Origin of the sequence: Kitasatospora sp. NPDC049258 (genome assembly GCF_040678895.1) — a bacterium.
Lineage (GTDB): Bacteria > Actinomycetota > Actinomycetes > Streptomycetales > Streptomycetaceae > Kitasatospora.
The window spans coordinates 28,338-43,719 of sequence record NZ_JBFAQT010000048.1; the positions used below are offsets into that span (position 1 = coordinate 28,338).

Annotated in this window: 13 protein-coding genes and 2 riboswitches; of the genes, 9 read left to right on the top strand and 4 right to left on the bottom strand. The window is 73.8% G+C overall.

Features of this window, described 5'->3' with window-relative positions:
* Window positions 1–58 precede the first annotated feature (58 nt).
* Entirely contained in the window at window positions 59–1,135 is a 1,077-nt protein-coding gene (gene trpD / locus AB0K43_RS27980; RefSeq protein ID WP_363644525.1) for an anthranilate phosphoribosyltransferase, read from the top strand.
* Between the two features lie 108 nt (window positions 1,136–1,243).
* A riboswitch (SAM riboswitch) is annotated at window positions 1,244–1,361 on the top strand.
* Between the two features lie 46 nt (window positions 1,362–1,407).
* Entirely contained in the window at window positions 1,408–2,766 is a 1,359-nt protein-coding gene (locus tag AB0K43_RS27985) for an aminotransferase class V-fold PLP-dependent enzyme (RefSeq protein WP_363644527.1), read from the top strand.
* 30 nt (window positions 2,767–2,796) lie between these two features.
* Here AB0K43_RS27985 and AB0K43_RS27990 read toward each other — a convergent pair whose 3' ends face one another.
* Together AB0K43_RS27990 and AB0K43_RS27995 are read right to left on the bottom strand one after the other, a co-directional pair.
* The gene (locus AB0K43_RS27990; RefSeq protein WP_363644529.1) at window positions 2,797–3,075 is read right to left on the bottom strand and encodes an Lrp/AsnC ligand binding domain-containing protein; all 279 of its coding nucleotides are present in this window, start codon (window positions 3,073–3,075) and stop codon (window positions 2,797–2,799) included.
* 42 nt (window positions 3,076–3,117) lie between these two features.
* Window positions 3,118–3,900 carry a rhomboid family intramembrane serine protease gene (locus AB0K43_RS27995; RefSeq protein WP_363644531.1) on the bottom strand — a complete coding sequence of 261 codons (783 nt, stop codon included), beginning with the start codon at window positions 3,898–3,900 and terminating at the stop codon, window positions 3,118–3,120.
* 149 nt (window positions 3,901–4,049) lie between these two features.
* Here AB0K43_RS27995 and AB0K43_RS28000 point away from each other — a divergent pair, with 149 nt between their 5' ends.
* From AB0K43_RS28000 to AB0K43_RS28025, 6 genes are all read left to right on the top strand, one after another.
* Window positions 4,050–4,313, top strand: a complete 264-nt coding sequence (locus AB0K43_RS28000; protein ID WP_363644533.1) for a hypothetical protein — start codon at window positions 4,050–4,052, stop codon at window positions 4,311–4,313.
* A gap of 303 nt (window positions 4,314–4,616) precedes the next feature.
* A complete protein-coding gene (locus tag AB0K43_RS28005; RefSeq protein ID WP_363644553.1) occupies window positions 4,617–5,918 on the top strand; it encodes an NYN domain-containing protein in 1,302 nt (433 codons plus the stop codon).
* 190 nt (window positions 5,919–6,108) lie between these two features.
* Window positions 6,109–7,137, top strand: coding sequence for an NlpC/P60 family protein (locus tag AB0K43_RS28010; RefSeq protein ID WP_363644535.1), 1,029 nt, complete (start codon window positions 6,109–6,111; stop codon window positions 7,135–7,137).
* 378 nt (window positions 7,138–7,515) lie between these two features.
* A riboswitch (cyclic di-AMP (ydaO/yuaA leader) is annotated at window positions 7,516–7,702 on the top strand.
* A 10-nt stretch (window positions 7,703–7,712) separates the two neighbouring features.
* The gene (locus AB0K43_RS28015; protein ID WP_363644537.1) at window positions 7,713–8,795 is read left to right on the top strand and encodes an NlpC/P60 family protein; all 1,083 of its coding nucleotides are present in this window, start codon (window positions 7,713–7,715) and stop codon (window positions 8,793–8,795) included.
* Window positions 8,796–9,043: 248 nt separating this feature from the next.
* Window positions 9,044–10,108, top strand: a complete 1,065-nt coding sequence (locus AB0K43_RS28020; protein ID WP_363644539.1) for an NlpC/P60 family protein — start codon at window positions 9,044–9,046, stop codon at window positions 10,106–10,108.
* A gap of 20 nt (window positions 10,109–10,128) precedes the next feature.
* Window positions 10,129–11,403, top strand: coding sequence for a hypothetical protein (locus tag AB0K43_RS28025; protein WP_363644541.1), 1,275 nt, complete (start codon window positions 10,129–10,131; stop codon window positions 11,401–11,403).
* 40 nt (window positions 11,404–11,443) lie between these two features.
* Here AB0K43_RS28025 and AB0K43_RS28030 read toward each other — a convergent pair whose 3' ends face one another.
* Together AB0K43_RS28030 and AB0K43_RS28035 are read right to left on the bottom strand one after the other, a co-directional pair.
* Window positions 11,444–12,376: a carbohydrate kinase family protein gene (locus AB0K43_RS28030; protein WP_363644543.1), complete on the bottom strand. Its 933-nt coding sequence runs from the start codon at window positions 12,374–12,376 to the stop codon at window positions 11,444–11,446.
* A gap of 120 nt (window positions 12,377–12,496) precedes the next feature.
* Window positions 12,497–13,888, bottom strand: coding sequence for a glycosyltransferase 87 family protein (locus AB0K43_RS28035; RefSeq protein ID WP_363644545.1), 1,392 nt, complete (start codon window positions 13,886–13,888; stop codon window positions 12,497–12,499).
* A gap of 249 nt (window positions 13,889–14,137) precedes the next feature.
* Here AB0K43_RS28035 and AB0K43_RS28040 point away from each other — a divergent pair, with 249 nt between their 5' ends.
* Complete coding sequence (locus tag AB0K43_RS28040; RefSeq protein ID WP_363644547.1) at window positions 14,138–15,274, top strand: glycosyltransferase family 4 protein; 1,137 nt, start codon at window positions 14,138–14,140, stop codon at window positions 15,272–15,274.
* Window positions 15,275–15,382: the final 108 nt, after the last annotated feature.

Here is a 15,382-nt window from a genome sequence, read left to right on the forward strand (position 1 = left end):
GGTCGCTAGGCTGGCTCCGACCCGACGGCGATGTACCGATTGAGAGCTGGAGTCAGCCATGGTGAACGTGCACCCTGCGAACGGCGGCGACGACCCCGCGCAGGTGGTCCGCACCTGGCCGGACGTTTTGAGCATGCTGCTGAAGGGGGAGGACCTCGCCCAGGCCGACGCCGCCTGGGCGATGGACCGGATCATGACCGGCGAGGCCACCCCGGTCCAGGTGGCGGGTTTCATGATCGCGCTGCGGGCCAAGGGCGAGACGGTCGAGGAGGTCTCCGGCCTGGTCGACGCGATGTACGCGCACGCCGAGCCGCTGCACATCCCCGGCCCGGCGGTGGACATCGTCGGCACCGGCGGCGACCGGGCCAAGACGGTCAACATCTCGACCATGTCGGCGATCGTCGCGGCCGCGGCCGGCGCCAAGGTGGTCAAGCACGGCAACCGGGCCGCCTCCTCGGCCAGCGGCTCCTCCGACGTGCTGGAGAAGCTCGGCATCCGGCTCGACCTGAGCGCCCGCCGGGTGGCCGAGGTGGCCGAGGAGACCGGTCTGACCTTCTGCTTCGCGGCCAAGTTCCACCCCGCGATGCGGCACGCCGCCCAGGCCCGCCGCGACCTCGGCGTGCCCACCGCCTTCAACATCCTCGGCCCGCTCACCAACCCGGCCAAGGTGACCGCGCACGCCATCGGCTGCTTCGACACCCGGCTGGCCGGCCTGATCGCCGGCGTACTGGCCCGGCGCGGCTCCACCGCGCTGGTCTTCCGCGGCGACGACGGGCTGGACGAGCTGACCATCTCCACCACCTCGCGGATCTGGCTGGTGCGCGACGGCGAGGTGGTGGAGAGCTCCTTCGACCCGCGCGAGGTGGGCATCGAGCTGGTCGGCCTGGAGGCGCTGCGCGGCGCCGACGCCGAGTACAACGCGAACGTGGTGCGCCGGCTGCTGGCCGGCGAGCGCGGCCCGGTCCGGGACGCCGTCCTGCTGAACGCCGCGGCCGCGCTGGTGGCCCTGGAGCTGACCGGGGCGCCGCTGGCCGAGCAGCTGGCGGCCGGGATCGAGCGGACCGCCGCGGCGATCGACTCGGGGACGGCCGAGGCCACCCTCAAGCACTGGGTCGAGGCCACCGCCCGCGACTGACCGGATCCGACGGGGCCCGCCGAGCTGCCCGCCCGGCGGGCCCCGCTGCGTCCGGATGCCGGAACGGTGTTTGACCACTCTCCGGAAGCTGTCCTAGAGTCCACGGCAGGTCATGAGTGACAGCGACAAGCCCCAGCTTGCTGTCCGGCAACCCTCCGTCCGTGGCGGGGTGCCCTGGGTGAGGACCGGGCCACTCGGCGATCCGTCCGCGTGGCAAGCGCGGACTTCCGGCATCGCACTCCCGGGGTCCTACCCCAGGAGGAGTGCATCCCATGACAGTTTCGACCGATCTCTGCGCCCCGCTCGCCGTCCTCGGCCACGACGTCCAGGTGCCCCTGGTCAGCGGCGAGAAGGTCGCCTACGCCGCGCTCGACTACGCCGCCAGCGCCCCCGCCCTGCAGCGGGTCTGGGACGACGTCGCCGCCTACGCCCCCTACTACGGCAGCGTGCACCGCGGCGCCGGCTACCTCTCCCAGCTCTCCACCGACCTGTTCGAGCAGAGCCGGCGGACCGTGGCCGACTTCCTCGACCTGCGCGAGGGCGACCAGGTGGTCTTCACCCGCGCCACCACCGACTCGCTCAACCTGCTGGCCGCCGCCGTGCCGGCCGGCACCCGGGTGTTCGCCTTCGAGACCGAGCACCACGCCTCGCTGCTGCCCTGGCGCCGGGACGGCCTGACCGTCAGCTACCTGCGCGCCCCGCGCTCGCCCGCCGAGGCGGTCGCCGCGCTGGAGGCCGCGCTGAGCGAGCACCCCGAGGGCCCGCGGCTGTTCTGCGTCACCGGTGCCTCCAACGTCACCGGCGAGCTGTGGCCGGTCGCCGAGCTGACCGAGGTCGCCCACCGGCACGGCGCCCGGGTGGTGCTGGACGCCGCCCAGCTCGCCCCGCACCACCGGGTGTCCGTCCGCGAGCTGGGGGTGGACTGGATCGCCTTCTCCGGCCACAAGCTGTACGCGCCGTTCGGTGCCGGGGTGCTGGCCGGTCGCAGCGACTGGCTGGACGCGGCCGAGCCGTACCTGGCCGGCGGCGGCGCCAGCCGGACCGTGGCCCGCGAGGTGGACGGCTCGGTGGCCGTCGAGTGGCACCAGGGCCCGTCCCGGCACGAGGCCGGCTCGCCCAACGTGATCGGCGCCTACGCGATCGCCTCCGCCTGCCGGGCGCTCACCGAGGCCGGCTTCGACGCGCTGCAGGCCAGGGAGCAGGAGCTGATCGACCGGCTCAAGGCCGGGCTGGCCGAGATCCCCGAGGTGAAGGTGCTCAGCCTGTTCGGCACCGACGCCGCCCGGGTCGGGGTGCTCTCCTTCGTGGTGCAGGGCTGGAACAGCTCGCACTTCTCGGCCGCGCTGTCCGCCGAGTACGGCATCGGGGTGCGCGACGGACTGTTCTGCGCCCACCCGCTGGTGCGGACCCTGCTCGGCGGCGAGGAGGCCGCGCCCTCCGAATGCGGGGCGCCGGAGGCCTCGCTGCCCGGCGAGCGCAGCCTGAACGCGATCCGGGTCAGCTTCGGCGCCGGCACCCCGGACGAGCACCTGGAGCGCTTCCTGGGCGCGGTCCGCGAGCTGGTCGCGAACGGCGCCCGGTGGAGCTACCGCAACGAGGGCGGCCGCTGCGTCGCCGACACCCGCCGCTGAGCGGGGCCGCTCCGGACGCTCCGGGCGCGGCTACTCCAGGCCGAGCGCGAAGGCGGCCTCCAGGTCGTGCTGGGAGTAGGTGCGGAAGGCGATCTGGGTCTCGGTGTGCTCGACCCCCGGCACCTTGTTGACCTGGCCGGGGATCACCTCGGCCAGGTCCTCGTGCTGCCGCACCCGGACCATCGCCACCAGGTCGTAGCTGCCGGTGACCGAGTAGACCTCGCTGACGCCCTCGATCGAAGCGATCGCCTCGGCGATCTCGGGGATCCGGTCGACGCTGGTCTTGATGAGGACGATCGCGGTGATCACGCTGGACTCCTGTGTGAGGGGACGGGCCCAGCGTATCGGCCGTCAGGTGGCGCGTCTGCCGGCCCGCGCGCACCCGGCCCAGGCGGACAGCCAGCCGGCCGCGAAGCCGATCACATGGACCAGGTACGCCACCCCGGAGCCGCCCGAGCTGACCGACCACCACTGCAGGACGAACCACAGGCCGAGCACCAACCAGGCCGGGAAGCGCAGCGGCAGGAAGAGCAGCACCGGCACCAGGGTGGTCACCCGGGCCCGCGGGAAGAGCCGCAGGTAGGCCCCGAGCACGCCGGCGATCGCCCCCGAGGCGCCGACCAGCGCCCGCACCGAGTCGGCCGAGTGGGCCTCGGCCAGCGCGTAGCCGTAGGTCGCCAGGTAGCCGATCGCCAGATAGAGGAGCAGGAACCGGGCCCGGCCCAGCCGATCCTCCACCCCGGGGCCGAACACGAACAGGAACAGCATGTTACCCAGCAGGTGCAGCCATCCCGCGTGCACGAACAGCGAGGTCAGCACCGACAGCGCCGGGCTCTTGCCCGGGGTCGGGAGCAGCGTGCAGCCGTCCGCCGCGGTGGGCAGGGCGGCCAGCTGCTCGGCCGTCAGCGGATGCCGGCTCAGCAGCTCGGCCGGGACGGCGCCCCAGCGCTGCTCGTAGCGCTGCTCGGCGCAGGCCCGGGCGGCGCCGGTGCCGTAGGCCGGATTGAGGCCGAAGCTGGGGCCGCACAGCAGGATCAGGGCGCTCAGCGCGATCAGGGCGTAGGTGACCTGTGGCGCCCGGCCCGGCGCGGTGGCCTGCGGACGGACGGCCCGGTCGAGTACGGGGAGCGCCATCCTCCGAGCATTCCTCGGCCCGGGGCGGGGGACACCGCCGGCTGCTGCGTACGGGTGAGGCTGCGCCGGCGGTGGACCGGTGCCGGGGCGTAAGGGCGCAGGCAATAGGCTGGAGGGCCCGGAACCGGGACGATCCGAGAGGACCTCCGATGACCATCGCCGCCCCCACTGCCGAGACCCGCTGGCGCTGCACGCTGTGCGGCAACCTCACCCGCTTCGACGTGACGCGCAGTGCCCGGGTGGTCGAGTACCTGCACTTCGACCTGGCCGGCGAGTCGAAGGTGGAGGAGACCGAGGTGCTCAGCGAGACCATCGAGTCGGTGCGCTGCCGCTGGTGCAACGCGGTCGACCAGGTCGAGCTGGTGGCGCGGCCGGGCGCCGACGAGGCCGCCGAGGGCGGGCCCGGGGCCTGACCCGCCCGGCGCCCGGCCGTCCCGTCCCGATGTGTGGCGTGCTGTCGGTGGGGCACGGTAGACGGGACAATTGCAGAGAGCGGTGAGTTCCAGGGCAGCGGCACAGGGCCGTGCGGACCCCGCCGGACCAGGATCGGAGCCGAGCACGTGGTGGACGCAGCGAGGGGGCCCGCCGAGCCGCAGGGGCAGCAGCCCGCCGCGGACCCGGTGCTCCCCGGCACGGACGAGGCCGTCCCGGCGGCCGAGGCCGAGGCCGACCCCGGCGCCGCCGCGGCCCCGGACGGGTCGGCGCCGCCGGAGCACCTGGACCGCCCGCTCCCCGAGGGCGTCCGCCGCCGAGTGGTCGGGCTGGCCGCCGACGCGCTCGGCGGGATCCCGGCCGCCGACCTGCCCGCCTCGCTGCGCCAGTACGCCAAGTTCACGCCGGCCCGGCGGGCCAAGTACGCCGGGACGGCGCTGGCCGCCGCCCTGGAGGCGGACCCGGTGTTCCGGCTGCGGATAGCCGACCGCCTGCGGCTCGGCCAGCCGGATCTGGTGAAGTCCCTGGAGTCGGGCACCGTCCCCGGTGCGGCCGACCCGATGGACGTGGCCGCCGGCGCGTACCTGCTGCGCACGGCCGGTTGGACCAGGGTGGTGGTCGAGGCCGGCGAGGAGGTCGAGCGGGCCGGTGCCGAGGGCGCCGCCGCGGAGGCCGCCCGGCTGGTCGAGAAGCTCCAGGAGGAGCTGGCCGAGCTGCGCGCCGGTGCCCGGGCCGACCTGGACCGGCAGCGGGCCGAGGCGGAGGGCGTGCGCAAGGAGGCCGAGACCCTGCGCAAGCGGGTCCGCAGCCTGGAGAGCGACACCAGGCGTGCCCAGGCCGAGAGCCGCAAGCTGCTGAGCGAGCTGGAGGCGCTGCGGACGGCGGGGGCGGCCGAGCGCAGCACCGCCGAGAGCGAGGTGCGCCGGCTGAAGCACCGGATCACCGAGCTGGAGACGGCCGTCGAGGCGGGGCGCCGCTCCGCCCGCGAGGGCCGCACGGTGGAGGACATGCGGCTGCGGCTGCTGCTGGACACCGTGCTGCACTCCGCGCAGGGCCTGCAGCGGGAGCTGGCGCTGCCGGTCGCCCAGCTGCGCCCGGCGGACCTGGTGGACGCGGTGGAGCCGGTCTCCGCCTCGCCCAACGACGTGGCCCGGCGCGGGCTGGCGGAGGACGACCCGGCACTGCTGGACCAGCTGCTGGCGATCCCGCAGGTCCACCTGGTGGTGGACGGCTACAACGTGACCAAGTCCGGCTATCCGGCGCTGCCGCTGGAGCAGCAGCGGCTGCGGCTGCTCGGCGGGCTGGCGATGCTGGCGCAGCGCACCCAGGCCGAGGTGACCTGCGTCTTCGACGGCCAGGATCTGGACGTGCCGGTGATGATGGCGCCGCCGCGCGGGGTCCGGGTGCGGTTCAGCCGGACCGGGGAGACCGCGGACGAGCTGATCCGCCGTCTGGTGCGGGCGGAGCCGCAGGGGCGTCCGGTGGTGGTGGTGTCCACCGACAAGGAGGTGGCGGACGGCGTGCGCAAGGCCGGCGCGCGCCCGGTGGCCTCGATCCTGCTGCTGAATCGGTTGGCCAGGGCCTGACTCCGGTGAGCCGCCGTCAACCCTCGATGGACCGGATGTGTCGGCGGCGTGAAGTCCCGTGGTGGGTAGGAAGTTCGTTCCGGTAGGGGAGTGGCGCCGGAGCATGATCTTCACTAGGGTCTGGCGTCAAACCTATATTCCGGACTTTCGCTCGTTCGGGTGAGTCCAGCAGGAAGAAGGAGCTACCCCCTTGGCCTCCCACCGCCGTCCTAAGCAGCCGAGCCGTGCGCGGGTGACCGTGCTGACCGCTGCCGCGGCGACCGCGGTCGCCCTGTCCGCGCAGGTGAGCGCCCACGCCGCGCCCGCCAAGCCGAACAAGGACGAGGTCAAGGCGCAGGTCGACAAGCTGCTGGACGAGCAGGAGCAGGCCGCCGAGCGCTACAACGGCGCCAAGGAGCGGGCCGACCAGCTGCGCAAGCAGGCCGACCAGCTCCAGGACCAGGTCGCCCGCGGGCAGGACCAGATGACCGAGCTGGCCTCCGGGCTGGCCGCGGTGGCCGGGCAGGAGTACCGCACCGGCGGTATCGACCCGTCGATGCAGCTGATGCTCTCCTCCAACCCGGACGGCTACCTGGCGCAGGCCTCCAGCTTCCAGCAGGCGGCCAGCACCCAGGCGGACACCCTGAAGTCGCTGAAGGACCAGCAGCGCCGGCTGGACCAGCAGAAGCAGGAGGCCGCGACCGTCCTCGCCGAGCTGGACAGCAGCACCAAGGCGCTGAACGACGCCAAGTCCGAGGTGCAGGCCAAGCTCCAGGACGCGCAGAAGCTGCTCAACCAGCTGAGCGCCGCCGACCGGGCCGCGGTGATGGGCGACAAGGCCTCCCGCAGCGACTCCCGGTACGACCTCAGCAACCTGCCCGCGCCGAGCGGTTACGCCGCCGCCGCGGTCCAGGCCGCGATGAGCAAGCGGGGCTCCGCGTACGTCTGGGGCGCCACCGGCCCGAACACCTTCGACTGCTCCGGCCTGATGGTCTGGGCGTACGCCAAGGCCGGCGTCTCGCTGCCGCGCACCTCGCAGAGCCAGGCCACGGTCGGGGTCAACGTCGGCACCAACATCGCCAACGCGCAGCCCGGCGACCTGGTGATCTACCACAACGACGCGCACCACGTGGGCATGTACATCGGCAACGGCCTGGTGGTGCACGCCCCGCACACCGGTGACGTGGTGAAGGTGATGGCGGCCGACGCGATGCCGATCAAGACCATCCGCCGGGTCTGAGGCGGTCGGGCCGCCGTCTGACGGTCCATCCCATATCGGACATTTGCCCTTACTTCGGACCAGCTGACGGTCCATGACGCGCCCGGACGGGTCGAGATCTCGCTGTGATCTCCGACACGTTCGGGCGTTTCATATTCCGACCATATGCGGAATATTTATCATCTCTGCGTAGGGATGCTGTCACTGTCGGTCGCAATCACAATCGAACATGGCAAGTATTTCGACTTTTTTCTGACAAGGATTTGAACGGATCACGGATGGGTTACTAGGGTCTTGCCACGGACCGCCGCCCAGTCGCTCACCCAACCAGGGTGGCAACGGTGGTCGCCGCCGAGTCCGAGACGCAGCTGGGCAGTCCGACTGCCCAGGGGGGAGCCCCCGTTGGGGGCGCTGTCGATCGGAGCCGGGGAACCACGTTCCTCGGGGTGAATCGGCGCCAGGTCGGCCGCCTCGGCGGTGCGCGGTCGTCACCGCGCACCTGACGGGTGGTCGGTGAGGCGTCGTAGGGCGTCTCTTCCAGCCCGAACCCGTCAGCTCACCCGGTAGGCGGTGTGAGGAAGAAGGAGTCCGCCTTCGTGGCGTCCCATCGTCGTCCCAAGCCCGCCGGCCGGGCCCGTGTCTCGATCCTGACGGCCGCCGCCGCCACCGCGGTGGCACTCTCCGCGCAGACCGGCGCGCACGCCGACCCGGCGCCCACCAAGGACCAGGTCAAGCAGCAGGTCGATACCCTCAACGAGCAGGCCGAGGTCAAGACCGAGGAGTTCAACGCCGCCACCGAGCGCGAGCAGGGTCTGCAGAAGCAGGTCTCGCAGATCCAGGACCAGGTCGCCCGGCAGCAGGCGCAGGTGAGCGGCATCCAGGGCACCCTGGGCGAGATCGCCGCGGAGCAGTACCGCACCGGCGGGATCCCGCAGACGGTGCAGCTGATGCTCTCCGCCAGCCCGGACTCCTTCCTCAACCAGGCCGGCGCGATGAACCAGGTCGGCAGCTCGCAGGCCGACGTGCTGAAGGCCTTCAAGGACGAGCAGGGCAAGCTCGACCAGCAGAAGTCCGAGGCCGAGCAGAAGCTCGCCGAGCTGGACGCCACCACCAAGCGGCTGAAGGCCGACAAGGAAGAGATCCTCGGCAAGCTCGCCAAGGCGCAGAGCCTGCTCGACTCGCTCACCCAGAAGGAGCGCGACGACCTCGCCGCCGCCGAGGCGAAGTCCGCAGCAGACGCCAAGGCCAAGGCGACCGCGGCGCAGGGCCCCGAGCGCGCCTCCCGCGACTCCGCCCGCACCGACGTGGTGGTCAACGCGCCGGCCGGGTCGCACGCCGCCGCCGCGATCGCCGCGGCCACCTCCAAGCTCGGCTCCCCGTACTCCTACGGCGCGGCCGGCCCGAGCGCCTTCGACTGCTCCGGCCTGATGAAGTGGGCCTACGCCCAGGCGGGCGTGTCGCTGCCGCGCACCTCGCAGGACCAGGCGGGGGCCGGCACCAGCATCGGCACCAACGTCGCCAACGCCCAGCCGGGCGACCTGATCATCTACTACGGCGACCAGCACCACGTCGGGATGTACATCGGCAACGGCCAGATCATCCACGCGCCGCGCACGGGTGTCCCGGTGCGCTACGAGTCGGCGACCGCGATGCCGATCTCGAAGATCGTCCGCCCCTGACCCCGTGTCACCCCGTCCGCCGGCCCGGTGCTCCCCGTGAGCGCCGGGCCGGCGGCGTCGTACCCGCCGACCTGCGACGGGTCGGCTGCTTGGGCCAGCTGTCCGATTAGTGCTCAAATATTCGCCCCTGGAGGGGTTTGGACTAGATAGCCGTGACTCGCTAGGGTCTGCCCCCGGACCTCCGCGAGACGGCCGCCCAGACCCGGGTGGCGGCGGTGGCCCGGCCGCAGGAACGGAGTCGCCGAAGCATGACCGTGCACCGCCGCCCCCAACTGCCAGGCGTCCGGCGGCTCGCCCGCGCTCTCGCGGTCACGGCCGCCGCCACCACCGCCCTGGGTGTGACGGTCGCGGGCAGTGCCCATGCCCTCCCCGGTGCCCCGGCCGAGCCGATCGCCAAGAACGACGTCAAGGCCCAGATCGACCAGCTCTACGACGAGGCCGAGCAGGCCTCCGAGAAGTACAACGCCGCCCAGGAGTACCAGAAGCGGCTGCAGGGCGAGACCAGCACGCTGCAGAGCCAGGTCGCGGCCGGCCAGGAGAGCCTCAACCGGCTGCGCCAGGACCTGGGAGCGCTGGCCGGCGCGCAGTACCGCTCGGGCGGGATGGATCCGGGGGTGCGGCTGATGCTCGACTCCGACCCGGACGCCTACCTGGCCGGGGCCCGCGCGCTGGACCAGGCCGCGCAGCGGCAGAACGACGCCCTGCGCCAGGTGCTGGACCGCCAGCGCCGGCTGGACCAGCGCCGGGCGGAGGTCGGGGCCAAGCTCGCCGAGCTGGAGGAGGTCCGGCGCACGCTGGCGCAGAGCAAGTCGGAGATCCACCAGCGGCTGGTGAAGGCCCAGCGCCTCCTCAACGGCCTGGGCACGGTCGAGCGGGCCCGGATGGTGGCCGAGGACGCCCGGGAGGCCGAGCAGCGCGCCACCCGCGGCACCGACCGCCTCGACCTCGGCGACCAGCCGCCCTCCTCCGACCGCGCCGCGGCCGCGCTGGCCGCCGCGATCAGCAAGATCGGATCGCCGTACGTCTACGGATCGACCGGCCCCCGTACCTTCGACTGCTCCGGTCTGATGTACTGGAGCTGGCGGCAGGCCGGAGTGACCCTGCCCCGCACCTCGCAGGCGCAGGCCTCGGCGGGGCAGCGGATCAGCCTCGGCGAAGCACGACCCGGAGACCTGGTGATCTTCTACAAGGACATGCACCACGTCGGCATGTACGCCGGCGGCGGGGTGGTCGTGCACGCGCCGTACCCCGGTGCCAAGGTCCGCTACGAGAGCGTCAACGCGATGCCCGTCGCCGGGGTGGTACGGGTCTGAGCAGTGAGCCGGAACAGCTGGTGACCGACCTGCCGCCGAGGCCCGCGGCAGGCCGGTCCGGGCTGTCCCGGCGGGCCGCGCTGCTGCTCGCCGCGGGCGGGCTGGCCCAGGCCTCGGTGCCGCTGCTGCGCCCTGCGGGCCGCCCGGCCGCCGTACCCGAGGCCGCCGGGCCGGCGCTGCGGCCGGTGATCGAGGAGCTGCTGGCCGCCCGGGCCCGGGCGCTGCTGGCGCTCGACCGGGCGGTGCTGCTCGCCGGAGCCGCGCCGGCCGCTGCCCAGGCCCAGCACGCGGCGCTCGACCGGATGGCCCAGGTGCCGTTCGCCGAGCTCGGCTACCGGATCACCTCCTTCACCGAGCCGCCGCCGGAGGCCGACCGGATCACCGTCGCCGCCGAGTTCGAGCACCGGCTGGTCGACCTGGACGCGTACCCGGCGGTGCTGTCCCGGCGCCTGGAGCTGGTCCGGCTCCCCGAGGGCTGGCGGCTGGCCGCGGACGAGCCCGCGGGCGCGCCCGCGCTCTGGGACCTCGGGCCGGTCCGGGTGGCGCGTGGCACGCGCTGCCTGGTGCTCGGGCTCGCGGAGCAGGCCGAGGTGTCCGCCCTGGCCACCCGGGCGGATCAGGCCGTGCCGGCCGTCGAGGCGCTCTGGGGGGACGCCTGGCCGGGCCGGCTGCTGCTCGAACTGCCCTCCACGGAGGCGGAGTTCGCCAGGCTGCTGGAGGTGCAGCCGGAGCCGTACCGGGGCATCGCCGCCGTCACCGTGGCCGTCGCCGGTGCCCCCGAGCACACCCCGGCGGACCGGATCCTGGTCAACCCGGAGGCCTACCGGGGGCTCAGCGAGCTGGGCCGGCGGGTGGTCGTCACCCACGAGGCCACCCATGTCGCCACCCGGGCCGTCACCCGGAGCTGGACCCCGATGTGGCTCTCCGAGGGCGTCGCCGACCACACCGCCTACCTGGACTCCGGGCGGACCGCCCGGCAGATCGCCCCCGGGCTGGCCCAGGAGGTCGCGGCCGGCCGGATCCCCCGGACGCTGCCCTCGGACGCCGACTTCACTGCGGGCGCCGACCGGATCGGGCAGGCGTACGAGCTGTCCTGGCTGGCCTGCGAGGTGATCGCGCGCGAGTTCGGCGAGCGCAGCCTGGTCCGGCTCTACCAGGACGTCGGGGTTTCCGGCCGGGCGGCCGCGGGGGAGAGCCCCGAGTCGGTGCTGGACCGGTTGCTGCGTGGCCGGCTGGGGATCGGCACGGCGGAGTTCACCGCGCTGTGGACCGCCGAGGCCGCCCGGCTGGCCTGAGCGGCCGCGGCTCGGGCCGCGACCAGGGGCGTGGCCCGGATCACGCCGGGGCCGGCGCCGCTGGCGGGGCCTGAGCGCCCGCCAGCGCGGCTTCCAGCCGGGCCGGGTCGATCAGGGCGGTGTGGGTGCCCGCCCGGGTGCAGGCGTACGCCCCGGCGGCCGCGCCGGCCCGCATGCACTCCTCCACCGGGCGCCCGGCCAGCCGGCGGCCGAGGAAGCCCGAGACGAAGGCGTCCCCCGCGCCGTTGCTGTCCAGTACCGGCAGCCCGGGGTCGGTGGCCGGGAAGTGCCGGACCTCGTCCCGGCCCCGGGTGAGCAGGTAGCTGCCGCGCTCGCCGGCGGTGGCCACCACCAGCTCGGCCCGGCCCTCGGCCAGGATCGAGCGCATCACCTGCTCGTGCCGCCCCCGGCAGCCGGCGGTGGACAGAAAGACCAGGTCCGAGTGGAGCGCGTACGCGCGGTGGTGCTCCTCGATGCCGTCCCAGGTGTGCAGGTCGGTGGAGCAGCTCACCCCGAGCCGGCGGATGTCCGGGTAGAGGTCGCGGTTGACGCCGGTGATCGACAGGTGCACATGGCCGGCCCGCTCCAGGAAGGGCAGCCAGAAGTCCCGGGGCAGCCGCAGAGCGGCCGGGTGCCGGGCGTCGTAGAAGGACAGCCGCCGCCCCGCGGCGTCCACCAGGTTGACCCCGCGCGGCGTGCCGGCGGGCGAGACCAGGTGGCTGAAGTCCAGGCCGTGCCGCCGGAAGGCCGCCAGCACCAGGGCGCCCTGCGGGTCGTCGCCGAGGAAGTCGACGAACTTGGTCCGCAGGCCGAGAGCGTGGCAGCCGAGGGCCACGCCGCTGCCGGTGTGGCCGACGTGGTCGTGCACCGGCGGGACCTGCACCGAGTCGGCGTCCGGCAGCTCCAGCCGGTCGACCCGGACGATGGTGTCCACACCCGCGCCACCGACCACCAGGACGTCGTACTCGGGCATGGGGGATCCCCCTGGGGCTGGGCGGCGGGCAGGACGGAGCCCGATGCTGCCAGGGGTGGAGCGCTCCTGCAAGATCTTGCGGAAACTTTCTGGCGCCGAGCCGCCGAGCCGCCGAGCCGCTCAGGAGGGGGTGCCGCGCCCCACCGGCTGGTCCAGCCCGTCCAGCAGCGCCTGCTCGTAGGCGATGCCCGGCCGGACCGGGTAGCCGACGGCGGCGGCGGGCTCGGCGGCGGGCAGCACCACGGTGGTGGCCGGCTCGATCCGCCGGGTGGAGCGCCAGAGCCGACGGCAGGAGATCAAGGTCGCCGCCAGCAGGGTCAGGTTGCGCGCGCTGATCACCACCACGCCGAGCAGCTGGCTCTTCTGCACCTGGCCGAAGAGCAGCGGGAACTCCAGGGTGGTCAGCACGGCGGCGACCAGGATCAGCACCGCCACCGGCTTCTGGCTGGTGCTCCGCACGGTCAGGCAGACGGCCGCCAGGCCGATCAGCCAGATCATGTACTGCGGGCTGATCACCCGGCTGGTCACGGTGAACACCAGCAGCGCGGCCAGCGCCGCGTCGAACGGCGTCCCCGCCTGCCAGCGGGCCGCCCGCAGCCGCCAGACCAGCAGCCAGCCGAACCCGACCGCGGTGCCCGCGAGGGAGAGCTTGGCGATCACCGGCACCCACGGGCCGAGCATCTCCTGGGCGCCGTAGTTCATCGTGACCTGGCCGTGCCAGGCGCCGAACAGCCGGGCGAAGTGCAGCGGGAGGGCGCCCAGCGACTCGATCTCGATCCCGCGCTCCTTCTGGAACTTCAGGAAGTCGAAGGCGCCGTTCATCCCGGCCGTGAGCAGGAAGCCGAGCGCGCCGGCGGTGGCCGCGGCGGCCGTCCAGGAGCGCCTGGTGCGCCGGCCGCGCGGGGTGCCGGCCAGCGCCAGCACCGGCCAGACCTTGATCAGCGCGCCGAGCCCCAGCAGCAGCCCGCCGACTGCGGGCTTGCGCATCACGATCAGCAGACCGATCACGGTGATCGCCGTGACGATGATGTCGTACCGGCAGTAGACCGTCGGGCCGAGCAGCGGCACCCCGGCCACCCACATCCAGGCGCCGGTGAAGCTGCGGCCCTTGCGGTGGCCGACCCGCATCAGCAGGCCCATGGTGAGCACGTCGAAGAGGCCGCAGAGCACGAAGAAGGAGACCAGGTACGACCAGGGCAGCACCCCGGGCAGCATGATCACCAGGGCGGCGCCGGGCGGGTACTGCCAGGTCACGTCGTCGAGCGGGAAGGTGCCGGTGCGCAGCACCTCGAACCAGCCGTGGTAGATCACCGAGACGTCGGTGCTGACGTCCGCGCCGGAGATCCGGACGATGCCCAGCACCATCAGCACGATCAGCACCCGGGTGGCGAGCCAGCCCGCGCCCAGACCCCACAGCGCGCCGCCGGCCGGGCTGGGAGTCGAAGGGGGCAGTGCGGGGCGCTCGGTGTTGCCGACGCTGCGCTCGGCTCTGCCGGCCGGGGCCAACTCCACGACTCTCCTTCGTTCGTCACAGACGCGTCCGGCGAGGACGCCGCAACCGGGCGCCGTGGCACGGACACCCACGCGGACCCCCGCACCGTGGCGGTGACCGGCTGCTCCCCCCGGGCCCACCTGCTAGGACCGGCCCCGAGCGGAAACGGTTGCGCGGGCATGCTTCGTTCCCGACGCGCCGGGGTGTTGACCTATGGTACGGATCAGCGAGCGGTACACCGAGCACCCCCCGACCGAGCGAGCCGTGGCATGCACAAGACCCTGATCGTCACCAACGACTTCCCGCCCCGGCCCGGCGGCATCCAGGCCTTCGTCCACAATATGGCCGTCCGCCAGCCGGCGGGCAGCATTGTGGTCTACGCCTCGACCTGGCGGGACGGCGGCGAGGTGGCGCGGTTCGACGCGGAGCAGCCGTTCCCGGTGATCCGCGACCGGACCAGGATGATGGTGCCGACGCCGCGGGTGACCCGCCGGGCCGCCGAGATCCTCCGGGCGGAGGGCTGCAGCTCGGTCTGGTTCGGCGCGGCCGCGCCGCTCGGCCTGATGGCCCCCGCGCTGCGCCGGGCCGGGGCCGACCGGCTGCTCGGCATGACCCACGGGCACGAGGCCGCCTGGGCCCAGCTGCCCGGCTCCCGGCAGCTGCTGCGCCGGATCGGGGCGGGCACCGACACGCTGACCTACCTCGGCGAGTACACCCGCTCCCGGATCGCCGCCGCGGTCGGCCCCGAGGCGGCCGGGCGGATGGTGCAGCTGCCGCCGGGGGTGGACGAGCAGACCTTCCGCCCGGACTCCGGCGGCGCGGCGATCCGGGCCCGGCTCGGCCTCACCGACCGTCCGGTGGTGGTCTGCGTCTCCCGGCTGGTGCCGCGCAAGGGCCAGGACACCCTGATCACGGCGCTGCCGCGGATCCTGGCCGAAGTCCCGGACGCGGTGCTGCTGATCGTCGGCGGCGGCCCGTACCGGGGTGAGCTGGAGAAGCTGGTGGACGCCACCGGGGTGCGCGAGGCGGTGCGGTTCACCGGCGCGGTGCCCTGGGAGGAGCTGCCGGCCCACTACGGCGCGGGCGACGTGTTCGCGATGCCCTGCCGGACCAGGCGCGGCGGTCTGGACGTGGAGGGGCTGGGGATCGTCTACCTGGAGGCCTCCGCCACCGGGCTGCCGGTGGTCGCCGGTGACTCCGGCGGTGCGCCGGACGCGGTCCTGGAGGGGGAGACCGGCTACGTGGTGCCGGGCCGCTCCGCCGAGGTGGCGGCCGAGCGGATCGTCCGGCTGCTGCAGGACGAGGGACTGCGCCGGCGGATGGGCGAGGCCGGGCGCCGCTGGGTCGAGCGCTCCTGGCGCTGGGACCTGCTGGCGGGGCGGCTGACCTCGCTGCTGGCCGGCTGAACCGGCACCGACGCGCGCCAGTTCGCCCGGGTCCACCACCGGCACCTCACCCCGACCTGGTCGACCATCGCCATGGGCCTGGCCTCGATCGCCTTCTACGTCCTGCTC

What these genes read in the sequence shown, in the direction of transcription:
- trpD (WP_363644525.1), top strand. Translation starts at nt 59, where the DNA reads ATGGTGAACGTGCACCCTGCGAACGGCGGCGACGACCCCGCGCAGGTG.
- AB0K43_RS27985 (WP_363644527.1), top strand. Translation starts at nt 1,408, where the DNA reads ATGACAGTTTCGACCGATCTCTGCGCCCCGCTCGCCGTCCTCGGCCAC.
- AB0K43_RS27995 (WP_363644531.1), bottom strand. Translation starts at nt 3,900, where the DNA reads ATGGCGCTCCCCGTACTCGACCGGGCCGTCCGTCCGCAGGCCACCGCG.
- AB0K43_RS28000 (WP_363644533.1), top strand. Translation starts at nt 4,050, where the DNA reads ATGACCATCGCCGCCCCCACTGCCGAGACCCGCTGGCGCTGCACGCTG.
- AB0K43_RS28020 (WP_363644539.1), top strand. Translation starts at nt 9,044, where the DNA reads ATGACCGTGCACCGCCGCCCCCAACTGCCAGGCGTCCGGCGGCTCGCC.
- AB0K43_RS28030 (WP_363644543.1), bottom strand. Translation starts at nt 12,376, where the DNA reads ATGCCCGAGTACGACGTCCTGGTGGTCGGTGGCGCGGGTGTGGACACC.
- AB0K43_RS28040 (WP_363644547.1), top strand. Translation starts at nt 14,138, where the DNA reads ATGCACAAGACCCTGATCGTCACCAACGACTTCCCGCCCCGGCCCGGC.